This window comes from Methylovirgula sp. (genome assembly GCF_037200945.1).
Classification (GTDB): Bacteria; Pseudomonadota; Alphaproteobacteria; order Rhizobiales; family Beijerinckiaceae; genus Methylovirgula.
Genome location: NZ_JBBCGP010000001.1, coordinates 2478240 through 2495129, shown reverse-complemented (window position 1 = coordinate 2495129; position 16890 = coordinate 2478240). Strand labels below are relative to the sequence as shown.

The 16890-nt window shown below is 59.8% G+C and carries 16 protein-coding genes and 1 tRNA gene; 8 read left to right on the top strand and 9 right to left on the bottom strand.

The annotated features are described in order from the left end of the window. Positions 1–98: 98 nt before the first annotated feature. From WDN02_RS12230 to WDN02_RS12205, 6 genes are all read left to right on the top strand, one after another. A complete protein-coding gene (locus tag WDN02_RS12230; RefSeq protein ID WP_337293758.1) occupies positions 99–653 on the top strand; it encodes a permease in 555 nt (184 codons plus the stop codon). A 39-nt stretch (positions 654–692) separates the two neighbouring features. Continuing rightward, positions 693–1853: an alpha/beta fold hydrolase gene (locus WDN02_RS12225; RefSeq protein ID WP_337293757.1), complete on the top strand. Its 1161-nt coding sequence runs from the start codon at positions 693–695 to the stop codon at positions 1851–1853. 87 nt (positions 1854–1940) lie between these two features. After that, entirely contained in the window at positions 1941–3293 is a 1353-nt protein-coding gene (locus tag WDN02_RS12220; protein ID WP_337293756.1) for an SCP2 sterol-binding domain-containing protein, read from the top strand. A 39-nt stretch (positions 3294–3332) separates the two neighbouring features. Continuing rightward, positions 3333–4058 carry a TlyA family RNA methyltransferase gene (locus WDN02_RS12215; protein WP_337293755.1) on the top strand — a complete coding sequence of 242 codons (726 nt, stop codon included), beginning with the start codon at positions 3333–3335 and terminating at the stop codon, positions 4056–4058. Beyond that, a complete protein-coding gene (locus WDN02_RS12210) occupies positions 4058–5320 on the top strand; it encodes an RNA methyltransferase (RefSeq protein ID WP_337293754.1) in 1263 nt (420 codons plus the stop codon). Before WDN02_RS12215 ends, WDN02_RS12210 begins: the two co-directional genes overlap by 1 nt. A gap of 44 nt (positions 5321–5364) precedes the next feature. Beyond that, a complete protein-coding gene (locus WDN02_RS12205; protein ID WP_337293753.1) occupies positions 5365–6795 on the top strand; it encodes an FAD-binding oxidoreductase in 1431 nt (476 codons plus the stop codon). Here the strand turns inward: WDN02_RS12205 and WDN02_RS12200 are convergent. Together WDN02_RS12200 and WDN02_RS12195 are read right to left on the bottom strand one after the other, a co-directional pair. Then, on the bottom strand, positions 6792–7730 hold the full coding sequence (locus tag WDN02_RS12200) for an L-threonylcarbamoyladenylate synthase (protein ID WP_337294930.1): 939 nt from the start codon (positions 7728–7730) through the stop codon (positions 6792–6794). The two genes, WDN02_RS12205 and WDN02_RS12200, sit on opposite strands and share 4 nt — an antisense overlap. Positions 7731–7832: 102 nt before the next feature. Further along, positions 7833–8390 (bottom strand): hypothetical protein, encoded by a 558-nt coding sequence (locus WDN02_RS12195; protein ID WP_337293752.1) that lies wholly within the window; start codon positions 8388–8390, stop codon positions 7833–7835. A gap of 218 nt (positions 8391–8608) precedes the next feature. Here WDN02_RS12195 and WDN02_RS12190 point away from each other — a divergent pair, with 218 nt between their 5' ends. Next, positions 8609–9496 carry a YihY/virulence factor BrkB family protein gene (locus tag WDN02_RS12190; protein WP_337293751.1) on the top strand — a complete coding sequence of 296 codons (888 nt, stop codon included), beginning with the start codon at positions 8609–8611 and terminating at the stop codon, positions 9494–9496. Between the two features lie 86 nt (positions 9497–9582). Next, a tRNA-Thr gene (locus tag WDN02_RS12185) sits at positions 9583–9657 on the top strand. A 256-nt stretch (positions 9658–9913) separates the two neighbouring features. Here the strand turns inward: WDN02_RS12185 and WDN02_RS12180 are convergent. The 7 genes from WDN02_RS12180 to WDN02_RS12150 all read right to left on the bottom strand — a co-directional run bounded on the left by WDN02_RS12180 (position 9914) and on the right by WDN02_RS12150 (position 16760). Further along, a protein-coding gene (locus tag WDN02_RS12180) for an IS630 family transposase (RefSeq protein ID WP_337292399.1) occupies positions 9914–10977 on the bottom strand; the annotation gives its coding sequence in 2 pieces (ribosomal slippage) (positions 9914–10485 and positions 10485–10977; 1065 coding nt in all). Positions 10978–11110: 133 nt separating this feature from the next. Then, a complete protein-coding gene (locus WDN02_RS12175) occupies positions 11111–11605 on the bottom strand; it encodes an IS5 family transposase (protein WP_337294929.1) in 495 nt (164 codons plus the stop codon). Further along, positions 11497–11865 carry a transposase gene (locus WDN02_RS12170; protein WP_337292878.1) on the bottom strand — a complete coding sequence of 123 codons (369 nt, stop codon included), beginning with the start codon at positions 11863–11865 and terminating at the stop codon, positions 11497–11499. Before WDN02_RS12170 ends, WDN02_RS12175 begins: the two co-directional genes overlap by 109 nt. A 370-nt stretch (positions 11866–12235) precedes the next feature. Next, positions 12236–13663 (bottom strand): APC family permease, encoded by a 1428-nt coding sequence (locus WDN02_RS12165; RefSeq protein ID WP_337293750.1) that lies wholly within the window; start codon positions 13661–13663, stop codon positions 12236–12238. 442 nt (positions 13664–14105) lie between these two features. Next, positions 14106–15161 (bottom strand): DUF3445 domain-containing protein, encoded by a 1056-nt coding sequence (locus WDN02_RS12160; RefSeq protein WP_337293749.1) that lies wholly within the window; start codon positions 15159–15161, stop codon positions 14106–14108. A gap of 13 nt (positions 15162–15174) precedes the next feature. After that, a complete protein-coding gene (locus WDN02_RS12155) occupies positions 15175–16125 on the bottom strand; it encodes a PDR/VanB family oxidoreductase (RefSeq protein ID WP_337293748.1) in 951 nt (316 codons plus the stop codon). Next, positions 16122–16760, bottom strand: coding sequence for a dimethylamine monooxygenase subunit DmmA family protein (locus WDN02_RS12150; RefSeq protein ID WP_337293747.1), 639 nt, complete (start codon positions 16758–16760; stop codon positions 16122–16124). The genes WDN02_RS12155 and WDN02_RS12150 overlap by 4 nt, the downstream gene beginning before the upstream one ends. Between the last annotated feature and the right edge of the window lie 130 nt (positions 16761–16890).

The window sequence follows — 16890 nt, the reverse complement described above, 5'->3', positions numbered from 1 at the left end:
AATTACGCCTAATATGGAGATACCTTATGGATCGGGAACACAAGATCGATAAACGCCGCGGGACGCGCGTCTTGCTAGGCGTACTAGCGATCTGGGGATTGGCAGTTGCCGTCGCCGCCGAGACCGGGGTCTATCACGCCCTGCCCGCACTCTTGCTTGCACCCATTATTGCCGCGGGTATCGTCGTGCCTGTTATTGTTTACGCATTGTCCGATAGCTTCCGAGCATACATCGAAGCCATCGGTCTGCGGCCGCTCACGGCATTTCATATCTGGCGTATCGGCGCCGCGCTGCTTTTTTTCTGGTACGGCACGCATAACCTCCTTCCGGAAATCTTTGTTCAAGACGCCGGATGGGGCGACCTCATCGCCGGGTTTCTTGCCCTTGGCGTCTTGTTGCTGCCGGAGAGTGGCAACCGGTACCTGGCCTTCCACCTCTTCGGGTTCGCTGATTTTGTGGTGGCAGTCGGCACAGGTCTGACCTTCTTCCTCCTCCACGATCCCCGCATGGCTTCCATCCAGACGTTGCCCCTCGCGCTGGTCGTGCTCTACGGCGTCGGCATTTCGGGCGCGAGCCACATCATGGCGTTTGACCTGTTGCGCCGCCGCTCGGGGATTGAACCCAAAGCGAATTGCGCGACTGCCAAAGCGTAGCGACGACAAAACACAGACATAACGCCGAAGGAATGAAATATGTTCGTCAACACGAATGCGTGCAACGCGCGGACCGCATCCAGAAACTCAAGCAAGCTTCAGACGTTTGCCCTCACGACAACTTTGGCGCTTTCGGCAGCTGGACAACCGGCATTCGCACAGAACAATAGCCAGCAAACATATACTTCGACTGAACACGCAGCACCCGTTGCGCACGAAGCAGCCGCCTTCTTTGCGGATTATAAGTTCCGGAGCGGCGAAACGCTACAAAACCTGCGTCTGCATTATGTGACGCTTGGAAGCCCTCATAATAGCGCGAGTGGAGCCATCGATAACGCGATCCTCCTGCTTCACTGGACCGGCGCCAGCAGCGGCGCGCTGTTATCGTCTCAATACCAGGCAGCGCTCTTCGCTACCGGGGCCCCTTTAGACGCGAAACGTTTCTTCGTCATCATCCCCGATGACATCGGCCATGGTCAATCGAGCAAGCCGGGTGACGGGTTGAAGGCGCGTTTTCCGCATTACGGATATCGCGACATGGTCGATCTGCAACATAAGCTGGTCGTGGAAACGCTTGGCATCAAACACCTTCATGCAATTATCGGAATGTCGATGGGTTGCATGAACGCATGGCAATGGGCCGAAGCTTACCCCAGCGCGATGGACGGCATTATGCCGATCGCCTGTTTCCCCGCGCCAATCAGCGGCCGCAATCTGTTGTGGCGGCGAATGTTCGTGCTCAGCGTTAAATACGCTCTCGCAAATGGAAGCTTCGCGCATCAGCCTCGGCCGCCGGCCATTGGCGCGGCATTGATCCGCATGATGATCGACGGCGTTCCTCATCTCCAGGCTGAGGTGACGACACCTCAAAGTGCGGACGCTTTTATTGAACAGATCGGAAAGCAATCCGCAGGTCAGGATGGGAACAACGCCATCTACGCTTTCGAGTCCTCGGAAGACTTCAATGCTGAACCAAGCCTGTCTCAGATAAAAGCGAAAGTCTTCGCGCTCAATTTCGCTGATGATGAATTTTATTCCGACAGTCTCAAAATCCTGCAACGTGACGTGCCGAAGGTGCCGCGCGGACGCTATGTCGTTCGCGCGACCACACCTGGTTCAGCCGGGCACTTCTCGATGGCATTCCCGACTCTGTGGAAGCAGCAAGTCGTGGAGTTCATGAACTGGTTGGATGCACGCTGACCGCGATCGGACCGTTTAGTCAATCAGCTCGGCGGACGGCCGGGCGTTTTCCCGAAGCCACTGATCGACTTAACCTTGGAGAAGGCAATGGTGACGTTCGCCGAACATCCGACCGTACAGACGATGCGCGCCCGGGCCGCCGCGGGCGCCTCGCCCGAAGTCCCCAGCGTTATTGACGCCGAATGGCTTAGAAACCTCTGTCTCGAAGCGGGCGCCGACGATGTCGGCTTTGTCGCGATCGACAGCCCGGACATCGTCCCGCAGAAATCGGAAATCCTCGGCGCTTTCACTTCGACGAAAGCGATGATCAGTTTCGTCTGCCGGATGAACCGCGAGAATATCCGAACACCTGCGCGTTCCATCGCCAATGTCGAATTTCACCGCAGCGGCGATCAGATCAACGACACCGCGCGCGATATCGTCTCGAAGTTGCAAGATTTAGGGATCGCCGCACGCAACGGCGCGCCGGTTGGCTTTCCAATGGAAGCCGACCGCTGGGGTCTGGATAAAATGTGGGTTGTCTCGCACAAGCCCGTCGCCGTCGCGGCGGGCCTCGGCCGCATGGGCATCCATCGCAACGTCATTCATCCCAAATTCGGCAATTTCATTCTGCTGGGCACAATCCTCATCGGCACGGAGATTTCGGCCTATGGCCAGCCGCTCGATTACAATCCCTGCCTCTCCTGCAAGCTCTGTGTCGCCGCCTGCCCGACCGGCGCCATCAGCCCGGACGGCGCCTTCAATTTCCAGGCCTGCTACACACACAATTATCGCGAGTTCATGGGTGGTTTCGGCGATTGGGTCGAGACGGTGACCGATGCGCACAGCGCCAAAGATTATCGCCGCAAGGTCTCCGATTCCGAAACTGTCTCGATGTGGCAGAGCCTCTCCTTCGGCGCCAATTATAAGGCCGCCTATTGCCTCTCCGTGTGCCCGGCGGGCGAAGATGTCATCGGCCCCTTCCTTGCCGACCGCATCGGCTTCAACAAAGCGATCGTCGAGCCGTTGCGCGCCAAGCAGGAGACGGTCTACGTGGCGCAAAACTCTGACGCTGAAACCTATGTTCCACGCCATTTTCCGCACAAGACGATCAAACGCGTCGCAAGCGGTTTACCGCGCCAGACCTCGATCCGTGGCTTTCTGGGCGGTATGCCGCTCGTCTTCCAACGGGGGCGCGCCAAAGACTTGAACGCAACCTATCATTTCACTTTCACAGGACGCGAAGAAGTGAAGGCGACCGTCGTAATCGCCAACAAAAGTTTGCGGGTTATCGACGGCCACGATGGCAAGCCCGACCTCAGCGTGACGGCCGACAGCGAGACCTGGCTGCGCTTCCTGCGTAAGGAGGCGAAGCTCCCCCTTGCCCTGCTGATGCGTCGTGTCCGCCTTAAAGGTTCGCCGCGCCTGCTCATCGCGTTCGGACGCTGCTTTCCGGCCTGACGGCTGGCTGGCGCCGCGCGTGGGTGATAGGAACGCCCAATGACCTCGCAGCGCGCCGACCTTGCCCTTGTCCAACGCGGCTTTTTCGCGAGCCGTGCCAAGGCGCAGGAAGCGATCGCCGCCGGCCGCGTCAAAATCGACGGGCGCGTCCTCAGCAAAGCCGCCGAACCTGTCGCGCAAAATGCGGCCATCGAAGCCGAGCCTCTCTATCCGTGGGTCTCGCGTGGTGGCGTCAAATTGGCGGCTGCGCTCAACGCCTTTGGCTTCCCTGAAGATGCTGTCTGCCTCGACCTCGGCGCCTCGACCGGCGGATTCACGCATGTCCTGCTCGCGCGCGGCGCCGCCAAAGTCTATGCGATCGATGTCGGGCACAGCCAATTGCATGAGACATTGCGCGGCGATCCGCGCATCGTCTCGCGGGAAGGCACCGATGCGCGGCATCTGCATGCGAACGACTTTCCAGAGCCGCCCAATTTCATCACCTGCGACCTGAGCTTCATCTCGTTGAAGCTTGTCTTGCCAAGCATTTTCGGAATTGTCGTACGCCCTGCCCGGCTCGTCTGTCTGATCAAGCCGCAGTTCGAAGTCGGCCCCGCGCATGTCGTCAAAGGCATCGTGAAGGATGAAGCGCAGCAGCAGCGCGCTTGTACCGAGATCGAAGACCTGATCCGCGGCAACGGCTGGGAGATCACGGGGCTGATCCCCTCGCCGATCAGCGGCGGCGACGGCAATCGCGAATTCCTCCTAGGCGCACAGCGGTCCTGATGCAAGAACTCTATGTCGAGCGGCTTGGCCAACGCGGTGAAGGCATTGCCCGCGCGCCCGATGGGCCCGTCTATGTACCCTATGCGCTCGCCGGCGAGACGATCCTCGCTGAAGTTTCCGGCGAGCGCGGCAAGCTCATTGAAATCCTTGCACCAAGCCCGGCGCGCATCGACGCCTTCTGCCAATATTACGGAGTCTGCGGCGGTTGTGCGGTGCAGACGCTCACGCCCGATGCTTATGCGGACTGGAAGCGCAATCTGTTGGTCGATGCCTTGCGGCACGCGGGTTTGACGCCGCCTGTCGATCCGCTCATCGATGCGCATGGTGTAGGTCGACGCCGTGCGACTTTTCATGCGCGTTACGAGAGCGCGGGACGGCCCAAGGTCGGCTTCATGCAGGCGCGCGCGCATGAGATCGTCACCATCGAGGCCTGCCCGATCCTGGCGCCCAGCCTGCAGCCCGCACCGCAAATCGCACAAAAGATCGCACGGGCGCTCGGCGCGGCCGGCAAGCCGCTCGACATTCTCATCACATCGACCCTGAGCGGCCCCGACGTTGATATTCGCGGTCACGGCGCGCTGAGCCCTGCGGAAATGCAGGCGCTCGTTCGCGCCGCCGTTGCCGACGATCTCGCACGTATCTCCAATCACGGCGTTCGCGTCATCGAGCGGCGCGTGCCGCTGCTTCGCATCGGCCGCGCCGATGTCGCATTGCCGCCCGGCGGGTTTTTGCAGGCGACGCAGGCGGGCGAGGAGGCGCTAGCCGCAAAGGTCTGTGCTGCGCTCAAAGGGGCGCGACGCATTGGCGACCTTTTCGCCGGCCTCGGCACGTTCAGCCTGCGGCTGGCGGAACAAGCGCGGGTTCATGCCGTCGATAGCGAGCCGGCCGCACTTGATGCGCTCAGCAAGGCGGCGCGATCGACGCCCAGCCTCCAGCCGGTAACAATCGAGACGCGCGATCTCTTCCAGCGCCCGCTCGCAGCGGACGATCTGGCCGGGTTTGACGCCGTCGTCTTCGATCCGCCCCGCGCGGGGGCAGAGGCGCAGGCGCGGGCGCTGGCGGCCTCCAAAGTGCCGCTCGTCGTCGCGGTTTCTTGCAATGTACAGAGTTTCGCCCGCGATGCCGCGCTGCTGACCAGCGGCGGCTATCAATTCGAGAGCGTGACTCCCTTCGATCAGTTTCGCTATTCGCCGCATGTCGAAATCGTCGGGGTTTTTCGGCGGCCGGCCGTAAGGGGGCGCACGCGCCGTCTACTCGGTTGAGCGTGCAAATGGCGAAGGCCGACCGCATCTGCTTTAATAAGATTATGAGCCTCAAGCCCGTTTCACACTTGGCGACGAATGACCTGCTGCCGCGTTTCGCGTCCGTCGTCGGCGCCGAGCATGTCATCGCCGACCCGGCTGCGATGTCCGATTATCTCAGCGAGCCGCGGCGCCTCTATCATGGCCGGGCGCGCGCAATCGTCCTGCCCGGCTCGACTGCGGAGGTCGCGGCCATCGTCGCGCTCTGCGATGAAACCGCGACGAAGATCGTCCCGCAAGGCGGCAATACCGGACTCGTCGGCGGGCAGACGCCCTCCGAGGCCGGTGACGAAATCGTTCTTTCGTTGATCCGGATGAACCGGCTGCGCGAGATCGATGTTTTATCAAACACGATCATTGTCGATGCCGGGATGACCTTGAAGGACGTTCGCACGGCGGCCGATGTCGCAGGTCGCTATTTTCCGCTGGCGCTCAACGCCGCCCCGGCCTGCACCATCGGCGGCAATCTCGCCACCAATGCTGGCGGCTCGGCCGCCATCGCCTATGGCGTCGCCCGCGATCTGGTGTTGGGGCTGGAAGTCGTACTTGCCGACGGGCGCGTGCTCGACGATCTCTCCAAGCTCAAGAAGAACAACACCGGCTACGATCTGAAGAACCTCTTCATCGGTTCGGAAGGGACGCTTGGGATCATCACCGGCGCGGTGTTGAAACTCTTTCCAAAGCCCCGCGCGACCGTCGCCGCGCTCGCTGGTTTTCGCGATCCCGATCAGGCGTTGCAGTTTCTGAATCTCGCACAGGAACAGGTTGATACCGAACTCAAGACTTTCGAACTTCTGCCGCGCATCGCTTTCGACTTCGTGTTGAAGCACGAGGCCGGTATTACCGATCCCCTACCCGCCCCGCACGCCTTCTATGCGCTGCTCGAATTTACGAGCCAGAGCAGCGGCTTAGAGAAACGTGTGGAAGAATTGCTCGAAGCAGCCCGGACGCAAGGCATCGTCGCTGACGCCAAGTCAGCTGCAACGCCCGAAGCACGCCAAGAGCTTTGGCGCATCCGCCTCAAAATTCCGGACGTTCAAGCTCTCGAAGGCGGCTCGATCAAGCATGACGTGTCGGTCCCGATCGCTGCCGTGCCGGCATTTCTGCGCGATGTGGATCAGGCCGTGACGGCACGCATTCCCGGCGCGCGGCTCGTCGCCTTCGGCCATATCGGCGACGGCAATATTCATTGCAACGTCTCGCAGCCGGTCGGTGCCGACAAAGCCGCGTTTCTAGCGCAATGGGGCGAGATCAATCAGATTGTTCACGGCATCGTCGCGAAATACCGCGGTTCGATTTCGGCCGAACACGGCATCGGCCGGCTGAAACGCGATCTGCTGCCGGGCGTCAAAGATCCGGTTGCGCTCGACCTGATGCGGACTTTGAAGGCGACGCTCGACCCGAAGGGCATCCTCAACCCCGGCAAGGTGATCTAACCCGCACCGACCGCCGCCCGCCGCAGCCGGTCGCTGATCGCCTCGCCAAGGCCTTCTGACGGGATCGGCGCTACGGCGATTTTTGAATGCGTCTCATCGAGCCTGCGCAGATAAGCGAAGAGATGCGCCGCGGCCTCGGTGAGATCGCCGCGCGGCGACAGATCGAGCACCTTGGAGCCCGGCGCAAAGCGACCGCCGAAATCGAGCCCCGCTTCGTCCGGTTCCAGGTTCAATGCATCGAGCCGCAGCCGGGCGCGTGGCGCATAATGGGCCGCCAGCATCCCGGGGGCATTGACTGCTGCACCGGGCGCTGTCTCCCCAAGCTTGATGCCAAGAACGGCCTCGATCGCCTCACGCGGAATGCCGCCCGGGCGCAACAACACGGGATCGTCGGTCAGGCAGCCAACGATCGTGGACTCAACCCCGACTTCGACGCCGCCATCGATGATCGCATCAATCCTGCCATCGAAATCCTCGCGCACATGCGCCGCCGTCACCGCGCTGACACGGCCGGACGGATTGGCCGAAGGCGCGGCCAGTGGCCGCCCCAGGACAGCCAGAAGCTGCTGCGCAACCGGATGCGATGGAATTCGCAATGCAACGCTGCCAAGCCCGGCGCGGGCGAGATCGCAGACACTGGCCCCCGCCGCCAGGGGCAAGACAAGCGTGAGCGGCCCGGGCCAGAACACGTCCGCAAGCTTTACGGCCTGCGGCGAAAATATCCCCTGCTGTTCCGCGGCGCGGCGTGTGGCAACGTGGGCAATCAGCGGATTAAAAGCCGGCCGTCCTTTGGCGGCGTAAATTTTTGCGACTGCCGCGTCCGAAGTCGCATCGGCACCTAGGCCAAAGACCGTTTCTGTCGGGAAAGCGACAAGGCCGCCAGCGCGCAGAATATCTGCCGCCATCGCGACTGCGGCCGGATCGGCACCAAGCATGAGGGTCGTGGTCAAACTGCCTGCCCGTTGCATCGGGCCGCGAGGTTGCGGCCGGGCGGAGAGGTAGAGATTTGCCGGATTACGTCAAGGACGGGCGCCGGCTCAGCCAACCCGGCGCAAGTTGCCGTAGATTAGCCGATCGGCGCGCTCCTGCTCGCTTTCGCGTTCGGCGCGATGACCGTTATTAACGAAATCGCTCGCGGTGAGCAGCACTTCGCGCAGAGCGGCTCCGGCGCGTTCGCAGATTTCGGCCATCATCGGCGACGTGATGTTGACCTGCTTTTTATATTGCCGACGGATCGCGACCACGGAGCCAACGGCGCGGCGGTCGAGGTCAGCGACGACTGTCTCGAAATCGCGGCGGAACGCAAGATCGAGGTTTTCATAAGCCTCAAGCGCCGACGTGCGGCCCGGCAAAATCGATTTCGCGAAATAGGACTGATAGGTCACCGGCCGCCATTTAAGTATATCGTCGATCAATTCCGGCATCACCGGCAATTGCTCGATGAGCATGACGATTTCGTTGAACAGATTGAGATAATCGTTCGCCAAGCCCGACGCCGGATTGACGATCGCCTCCGCACTGCGGGCGATTTCATCCGTGGACTCATGGGCAGCGAAATGGGGGGCGTCGATATCTTTGAATATAGGGTCGGTCATGCAGACGGCTCAGCATTTACCAGTGTGGTCTATTTTGAAGGTAGAAGGATAACAAGAAGTTTCCTTACCGTCTTGAGACGAAAAGTTTTTTCTCGCCAAAGGGTAAAGCGCGACGACCTATGCAATGTTGCCTAAAATCCAAGTGATTCTATGCGCTAGCCGAACGACAGACGTCGCAGATCGTTGTTAATTGATTGATCCTTTCACCCGACCGCCCGATGGATAAATCCGAACCAATTGACGAGAAAAGCCATTGGTCGCGCGCCAAGCCAGCGTGGCTCGATCTCGTGCAGAATGTCATCCTCTCGATCAGCCGCAACCGGCTCATCGCGAATTCCGGCAGTGTCGCCTTTTTTGGCCTGATGGCGATTTTTCCCGCGATTGCAACGATCGTCTCGCTCTACGGCATGTTTGCCGATCCGCATACGATCTCGAATCATCTCAATCTGCTGACGGACGTGTTTCCGCAAAGTGTCATCGGCCTCATTCGCTACCAGGTCATGCGCGTCGCGAGCCGTGGCAACGGCGTCCAAAGCCTGACCTTCTTTGCCAGCTTCTTTGTGGCGCTCTGGAGCGCCGCCTCCGGCATGAGCGCATTGTTTGACGCGCTGAACGTCGTCTATGGGGAGACAGAGAAGCGCAGTCTTCCGAGGTTCTACGGGACAACCCTGGCAACGACATTCGCGACGGTCTTCTTTGTCGTGGTCGCGCTCGCCGGGGTCGTCGTTCTCCCGGTCGTCTGGAATTTCGTCGGCTTCCATTCTTCAACCGACAGGTTGCTGGACTGGCTGCGCTGGCCGGTTCTGTTCGTCATCGATACGATTGGTCTCGACATCGTCTACCGGGTCGGCCCAAGCCGGCCCGGCGCTAAATGGCGCTGGCTGACCTGGGGCAGCGTGTTCGCGACCTTCGCCTGGCTCGGCGCCTCGATCCTGTTTTCCTGGTATGTCGCGGCCTTCGACAGCTACGACCGCGTCTATGGTTCGTTGGGCGCTGTCATCGGTTTCATGACCTGGATCTGGGTCTCGGTTTTGATCGTCCTGACCGGAGCCGCCCTCAATGTCGAACTTGACCGCCGCCGGGCGGCAGCCAAGGGCACCCCTTGAGCCGTCTTGTGAGCATCTTGCCTATCGACGTCGCCTATGCGACATAGCCCGCGCCTCGACCGTCAGCGCCTGACCGTCGGCAATAAGCTGCAGTAGCTCAGTGGTAGAGCACTCCCTTGGTAAGGGAGAGGTCGAGAGTTCAATCCTCTCTTGCAGCACCATCATAACCGCTTGAATTACATTAACTTCTTGCGTCATTCCCGCAGCCGTCTCAGGCCAAGATCGCCGCAAAAATCAGACTAGATTTGTGTCAACAGCGATATCGCGTTGCGTGGGCTTGGAGCCGATGTTTGCGGCTGTCGCTTTCAGCCCAGCGGCCATAGCCGCTCGGCCGCGCCAGTGCCCGGTAGAGGGGCCCGCGGCAACCATCCTCTGATAACCAGCGCTCCATCCTAGCTCGCTGTAATACCAACGGCCCTAGGTTTTGACCGTTGCCCATGACCGGGTGGTTATCGAGGCCACCCGTTCGTGATCGTTGGCAAAGAAGTTCCAGGCGTCGCAGCACGTAGATACGCTCTCGTCGTAGGTTTCGTACACCGTATTCGAAAGCTTGTTGCCGCGCAGATATTCCCAGACATTTTCAATCGGGTTCAATTCGGGCGAATAGGCTGGAAGCTTCATCAGCGTCATATTTGCCGGAACATTCAAATCTTTTGCGATGTGAAATCCGGCCCCGTCGAGAACCAGGACCGCGTGGGCGTCGTCCGCAACTTTGCGACCAATAAGATCGAGGTGGACCGAGACAGACCGAGCGTTGAGAAAGGGCAGCACCACGCCCACCGCCTCTCGCTTCGCCGGACACGCCGCACCCAGGATATAGGCCCAGATCCTGCGCTGATCGCGTGGTGCAGGCGGACGGCTGCCGCGCTTTGCCCAGACCCGCGTCAGTGTGCCTTGTTGTCCGACCCGCGCTTCGTCCTGCATCCAGATCTCGATCGGCTTACCGCGCGCGTGTTCGGGTAAAGCCGCGGCTACATTGGCTGCGAACTCTTTTTAAAAACCTCCTGCGCGGCCGGGTCCGCCTTGGGGTTGAATGGACGTACCGAAAGCCGGCGATAGCCAAGTGCGTCGAGAAGCTTTCCAACCGTGCGTTCGTGCAAGACGAGCCCGAAATCCTGCTTAAGCCGATCCCGCAAATCAGCGCGCCGCCACCGCACGACTTTGTCTTTGCCGGCCTGCGGACCCGCCTCCACCAACGCGATCAAGCCTTGCTTCTGCTCAGCCGTCAGCCTCGATGAGCGGCCCGGCGGGATCTTGTTTTCCAGGCCGGCAAGTCCGTCCGAATTATACCGATGAACCCAATCGCGCAGCGTCTGCCGATCCATCCCACAATTGCGCGCTGCTGTCGTTCGATCCGCCCCTTCCATCACCAGCGCCAGCGCCAGCATCCGCCGTGCGGCCGCCGCGTTCTTCGATCGCGCTGACGCCTGCCGCAGCTCAGACGCTGACAAATCCAGACGAGTCACTGCAATCCCAGCCATCACACGCCTCCAATTCCACCGTCGCCGATCGAATCAGAATTTCGCACCCTTGGGAATCCCCACCCGAGTCATCCCCTCGGGCCGCTGGTATTAGTTGTCGAGCTTTTTCTTGCTTAGGGTCAGGACTCATTGATTAGAGCCAGAAGATGACGGCGGCTGCGATACAGATGGCAGACATGAATGTATGGGCGCATCGGTCGTATCGGGTGTGGATGCGTCGCCAGTCCTTGAGCCTGCCGAACATGTTCTCGATCTTGTGCCGTTGACGATAGAGCTCGCGGTCATGTTCGATCGGCTTTTTTCGGTTTGACTTCGATGGGATGCAGGCCGCGATGCCGCGTTCGGTAAGAGCCCGGCGAAACCAGTCGGCATCATAGCCCTTGTCAGCGAGCAACTGCTTCGCGGACGGTAGAGCATCGATCATCAGGGCCGCGCCCCTATAATCGCTCATCTGGCCTTCGCTGAGCAGCATGATGACGGGGCGCCCCTGACCATCGCATACGGCGTGCAGCTTGGAGTTCAGGCCGCCCTTCGTGCGGCCGATACGTCGGGAAACAGACCCTTTTTTAAAAGGCTGGCGGCGGTGCGATGCGCTTTCAGATGCGTCGCATCGATCATCAGACGAGATGGCTTGCCGGCCTTGCGTGCCAGTTCGGCGAAGATCTTGTTGAACACGCCGAGGCGGCTCCAACGCACAAACCGATTGTAGATCGTCTTGTGCGGACCATAGCCGGGCGGCGCATCGCGCCAGCGCAGACCGTTTCTGATGACGAAGACGATGCCACTGATCACCCGCCGATCGTCAACCCTCGCAATCCCGTGCGACAATGGAAAATACGGTTCGATCCGGCGCATCTGCGCCTCCGACAGCAACAACAAATCAGCCATGGCGATGCCTCCCGACATCCCCATTGAATCAATCCGCTAACCCTCACGCAACAATTTAATGGGTCCTGAGCCTAGTTGTCGAGCTTTTTCTTGCCCTATTCCGGCTCAGCAACAGCAGCCCATGCATTTCAGCGTGCTCTTTGCGGTGTCCGCATCAGCGAATCCGCACGCGTACCGGTATAAATTGCAAAGCGGTTTCGGGGCGATCGCGACGGCCGCGTGACGCTGCCCAACGATCATTGCGCGACGCCGTAACCCAGAACTCGCCGGATCAGACAGCAGCATCGCGAAATAACAGATGCGCCCCGGGAGATGCATCCCCCGGGGCGTTGTTTCAACGAGAAGCACTTCCGTCGTTCGGCCTTGCGGCTTATTCGGCTCCGCTACCCACTGCTTCCATCTTCCCAAAGGTTTCCGCCGTGGCCATGGATTCCATGTCATGCTCGATGCCAAGCAAGACCTTGGGCGCACGCACCTTCAGGATAAAGAACCAGGCGACGCCGAGAAGCATATAAACCAGGAAGCCATACGGAAAGTAATTGTATGGAGCTGCAGGCACTGGATAGACGCTCCCAAAGAACGCGCCCGCCATCGCAATCACACCGAGGACACCAAGGATAACGGTGCCCGCGGTCAGTGTACCGTCGCGGTAAAGCAGAATCGGCGCCGCGATTGAACACAGGAGATAGACAAAGATAAACCCGAACGTCGCGATGGTGCCGAAGTAACCCACCAGGTTCGTTTCACCAGCGCTCATGAAAGCGATGCACAATACCGCGTTCAAAGCCGTGCCGACGGCAAGGGCAATGTGCGGCGAGGCATGCTTGTCGTGGACAGTGCCCATCGAACGGTGAACGAATTCATACCGTCCAAGCGAGAACAACATGCGCGCAAACGCGGTCAGCTGACCAAGCGAACATGCAAAGCAGCTGATCATTGCGGCAAAATAGATGAACGTGGTCACGAAAGTCCCGAGCTTGGAAGCTGCGGCGACATCTGAGAACGGCGCCGCGCTCGCGCCCAATTTCGTCGCATCGTCATGGAAGCCCAACACGACAAAATAAGTCGTGGCGATGAAGAAAATGCCGACCGCGATGGCCGTTGCCACGATAGCCTGTGGGACAACAACTTCAGGGTTCTTAATTTCCTTCGAGAGCGTGGCTGCGCTTTCAAACCCGACCCAGGAAAAGATCGCGAACACGATTGCAGGCGCGATCGATCCGAAAGAAGCGCCCTGGAGATGCACCTGCGGAGCGTCGATCTTGAAACCGAACGACTTCCAAATGAGGAAACAGACGACGATGATCGCCAGGACGGAAAGCGCCTCCAGGGTGAGACCGAATCGCGTCGAGAGCTTCACATCTCTGTAAGCAAGAACAAAGATCAGCGCCGAGACGGCGATATAGATCAACCAGTCTGGCGGCAGGGTTTTGAAACCGATCGCGCCAAAGAAATCTTTGAAGAAGATCGATGTCGCAACCGTCAAGGCGACTGCCGTGAAGAGATAGGCAACGAGCATCGCCCAGCCTGAGAGCAAGCCCCAGGACGGCCCAAGCGTACGCGACACGTAGAGGAAGAACGAGCCTGCCGCGGGGATGCGCTTGGCAAGCTTGCCGATGTTAATACCGACGATGGTAACGCTGATCGTGGCGAGCAGGTAAACCAGCCACGAGTTTGCGCCGGCCATGCCGCCAACCACGGCAACGCCAAGCGCGGGTGTGAAGGTTGGAGAAAGGCTGCAGACCGATTGGCCTACCGCCTCTACGAGAGTCAGGTTGTTTCGACGTAATTCAGCCATTTCGCACTTCCCGTACTTCAAGGTCTGATCGATCGTGCGCAGCAAACGGTGCGTTGCGTAGAAGGAAACCGGATCCGTGTTGCGCGCACCCCGTCCGCTCCGCGATCAAGATAATGCGGTGCAGCAGGATACGTGCCAACACGCGCATTTAGTTAAGCCATTGATTTTACTTATGCCGTTAAAAGACATAATTTCTTTGCAGGAAAATAAAGTGCTTAAAAATTAAGCCCCCTTTGCGGAACTACGCGGCAGTCAGCGCTAAAAGTGGGAAGACAATGATCGGCCGGGGCAGCCGTTGCGCAGGCATCGCGCACCGCTGAATGCGACGACGAGAAAATGCCGGCCACGGCCTTGAAGCCGCCCAGATGAAACCGCTCGATGAGTCCCATCTTGCGCAGATATCGCGGAAGATGCCCGGGATGCAGGAAAGTGACCGGCGCCGTCAAAGCACGTTCTGGTCGGCCTGGCTTCCCTTCGAAAGCGGCTCGCCGTCATCAAATGGCGCGAGATAATCGACGGCCATCTGCCGGTAGCGCGTCAACCCTTTGTAGGTTTCGATCTCGGGCGGGAGATCGCGCAGCACGCGATGCAGGCGTTTACGCCATTTCACCACGCGTCCAAGCTCCTCGATATTCGCCAAATAGCAGCGAATGCCAAAAAGAATCGCATTCGAGCGCGGCAGCCGAAACAACGTCTGCAGCTCAACGCGCAAATTCACCTTTTCGGCGACATTCTCAGGCGAAACGGTCAGGCGATCCGGCCCCCAGAGCGGGTAGTTCTCCGGGCTTGTGTCGAGACGCGAGTTGACCGTCATCGTCCAATTCAGCCGCCGCACCGGCTGCCCCTGCTGCAGGCGCAGCAAAAATTTCAGCGCGCGGTCGAAGATTCCGATCTGATGCGCCAGCGGCACCGGCGCATGCCATTCGTGGAAAGCCATACCGACGTCGAATTCGAGCGACCAGTCCGCTTGCGTCGTCACCATGCCGCCGTCGACGAAGAGATTATTGTCGCGCTGATCTTGCAGGGTGAAATCCCCCTGCGCCTGGCGCGTAATATATTCGAAGGGCTCATAGGGCAGCGTCGAGGCATCGCCGAAGGTAAAGGTCTGCGCGATCCCGAGCGGGCGGTTCTTCCAGGTCCAGACGGCGCCATTCTTGGCGAGCGAGAAATACTCAGGGTAGTCGCGGGCGAAGCTCTCCATGATGAGTTCGAGCGCATCCCATTGTGCTGTCATCATATGCGACAGCACTTTGCAGCGGCCGGGATCTTGCGCGAGGACCAGTGCGCGCTCGCGACACTCGGCAATGTAATGCTCATCGACATCAAACGCATGGTCGTAGACCGGCGAAGCACCGCCCGCGACATGCGGTTCGATGTTCACGGAATACATGTATTTGTCTTCCGGGAACGGAAACGGGAAGCGCAGAATGGCGGCGTCGCTGTTGCGATAGCTGAAGTCGTCGCGAAACGTCTCGGCCGCCTTGAAGGCAATGGTCATCGCCGGCTCCTGTTCAAAGATCGAGAACGATGCGATCGCCCATCGCACGTGAGACGCAAATCATTATCGCGCGGTTGGTGGCGCGTTCGTTGGCATCAAGGTAATGATCGCGATGTTCGGGAACACCCTCAATGACTTCGGTCCGGCATTCGCCGCAGGCGCCGCCGCGACAAAGGCACGATGGTTCAAGACCCGCCGCTTCAAGCGCTTCAAGCAACGTCTGATCTTCACCGACGCGGACCTCCACGCCAGCGCGTTGGAGAATTGCGACGAAGGGCGCACCGCCGGCATGCACGCCACCGAACGATTCGGAATGATATTTTGAGGCCGGCCAGCCATGGGCTCGGGCGGTCGCGATAATGAGATCCATGAGTTCCGCTGGCCCGCAGACGTAAAGATGCGCCCCCAGAGGTTGCGTCCGCAACGTCTCGACAAGATCGAATTGCGTCGCCTCCGGATGAATGAAAATGCGCGAGGAATCGTATTCCCCGAGCAGATTCTCGAAAATCGCGACTTCCTCGGCGCGACAGAAATGGTGCAATTCAAACGGCGTACCGAGGGCCTTGAGGTGACCGAGGTACGACAGGAACGGCGTAATCCCGATACCACCGCTGACGAGCAGGTGCTTGCGCGCGATCTGCACCATAGGGAAGAGATTGCCGGGAAACTCCGCTTCTATAAGGTGGCCTGGCTGCACGGCTTCATGAAGGAAGGCTGAGCCGCCGCGAGAATAGGCGGCACGGCGCACGATGATGCGATATTCGCGACGATCCGGCGATGCGGCGGCGATCGAATACGCGTTGCGCCAACCGTGCGAGCCGTTTTTCAACGCCAGCCGAAGATGCGAGCCGGGTCCGGTCGCAGGAAGCTCGCTCTCGTCTGCCGCTTCTAGGGTGAAGCTCTTCAGTGATGGCGCGATCGTCTCGGCTGCACGCACGCGCAGATGAAGCTTTGCGGCTTTCATGGAAAAGCCTCCTCAATCGGCGGAATATCACCTGGAACTTCGGCATCGATCTGCACGCCGATGAAGGCCGCGAGGCGTCTCGAAAAATGATCGCGCACCTGCAAATGCGCGCCGCAGCCCGCGCAGGTCGCGATGTTCGTCCTTACATTTTGCGTCATGGTGCGGCAATGGACGCAATAGACGCGCCGTTCTTCGGAGCCTTCATGGGTGACATGATATTCGTCGCTATCCATGCCGAAGCTGCGCGCCAGCTTCACGACATCCCAGATGAACGGCTCCGTCCCGATGATATAAAGACGCAGTCCGACATGCTCGCGCTCTAGGCGATACGAAAGCCGATCGAGTAAATGCGACACGGAGCGAAATCCGCGCTGGAGGATACCGTCCTGAACGATTGCGGCGTCAAAGATTGCGCTCTCGGCGGCGACGTTCCAAAACTCGATCGGCGCATCGGCCCAGGATTTTGGAATGTCGGCACGCGGCGCCTGTCGCGTTTCAGCCACGACAAAATGGCTGCGTGCGACGGGAATGAGTTCGAACGGCTGATAGCGTGGTCGGCTGAAGATCGTTGGGACTGGCATTTCAAAATCTTGCGCCGCGATCATCGTCGGCGCCGCGTGCGGGCTCGCCGTCATCTTCGGTAAATTCCGAGCCAGCCGAAGTCCATGATGCCAAATGGCATCATTGACAGCGGCATTCTCCTTGAAAACGATGCACCTGAAGTCACTTGCCCGGCAGCCTGCCGGGGCATCGCCGTATCTTTAT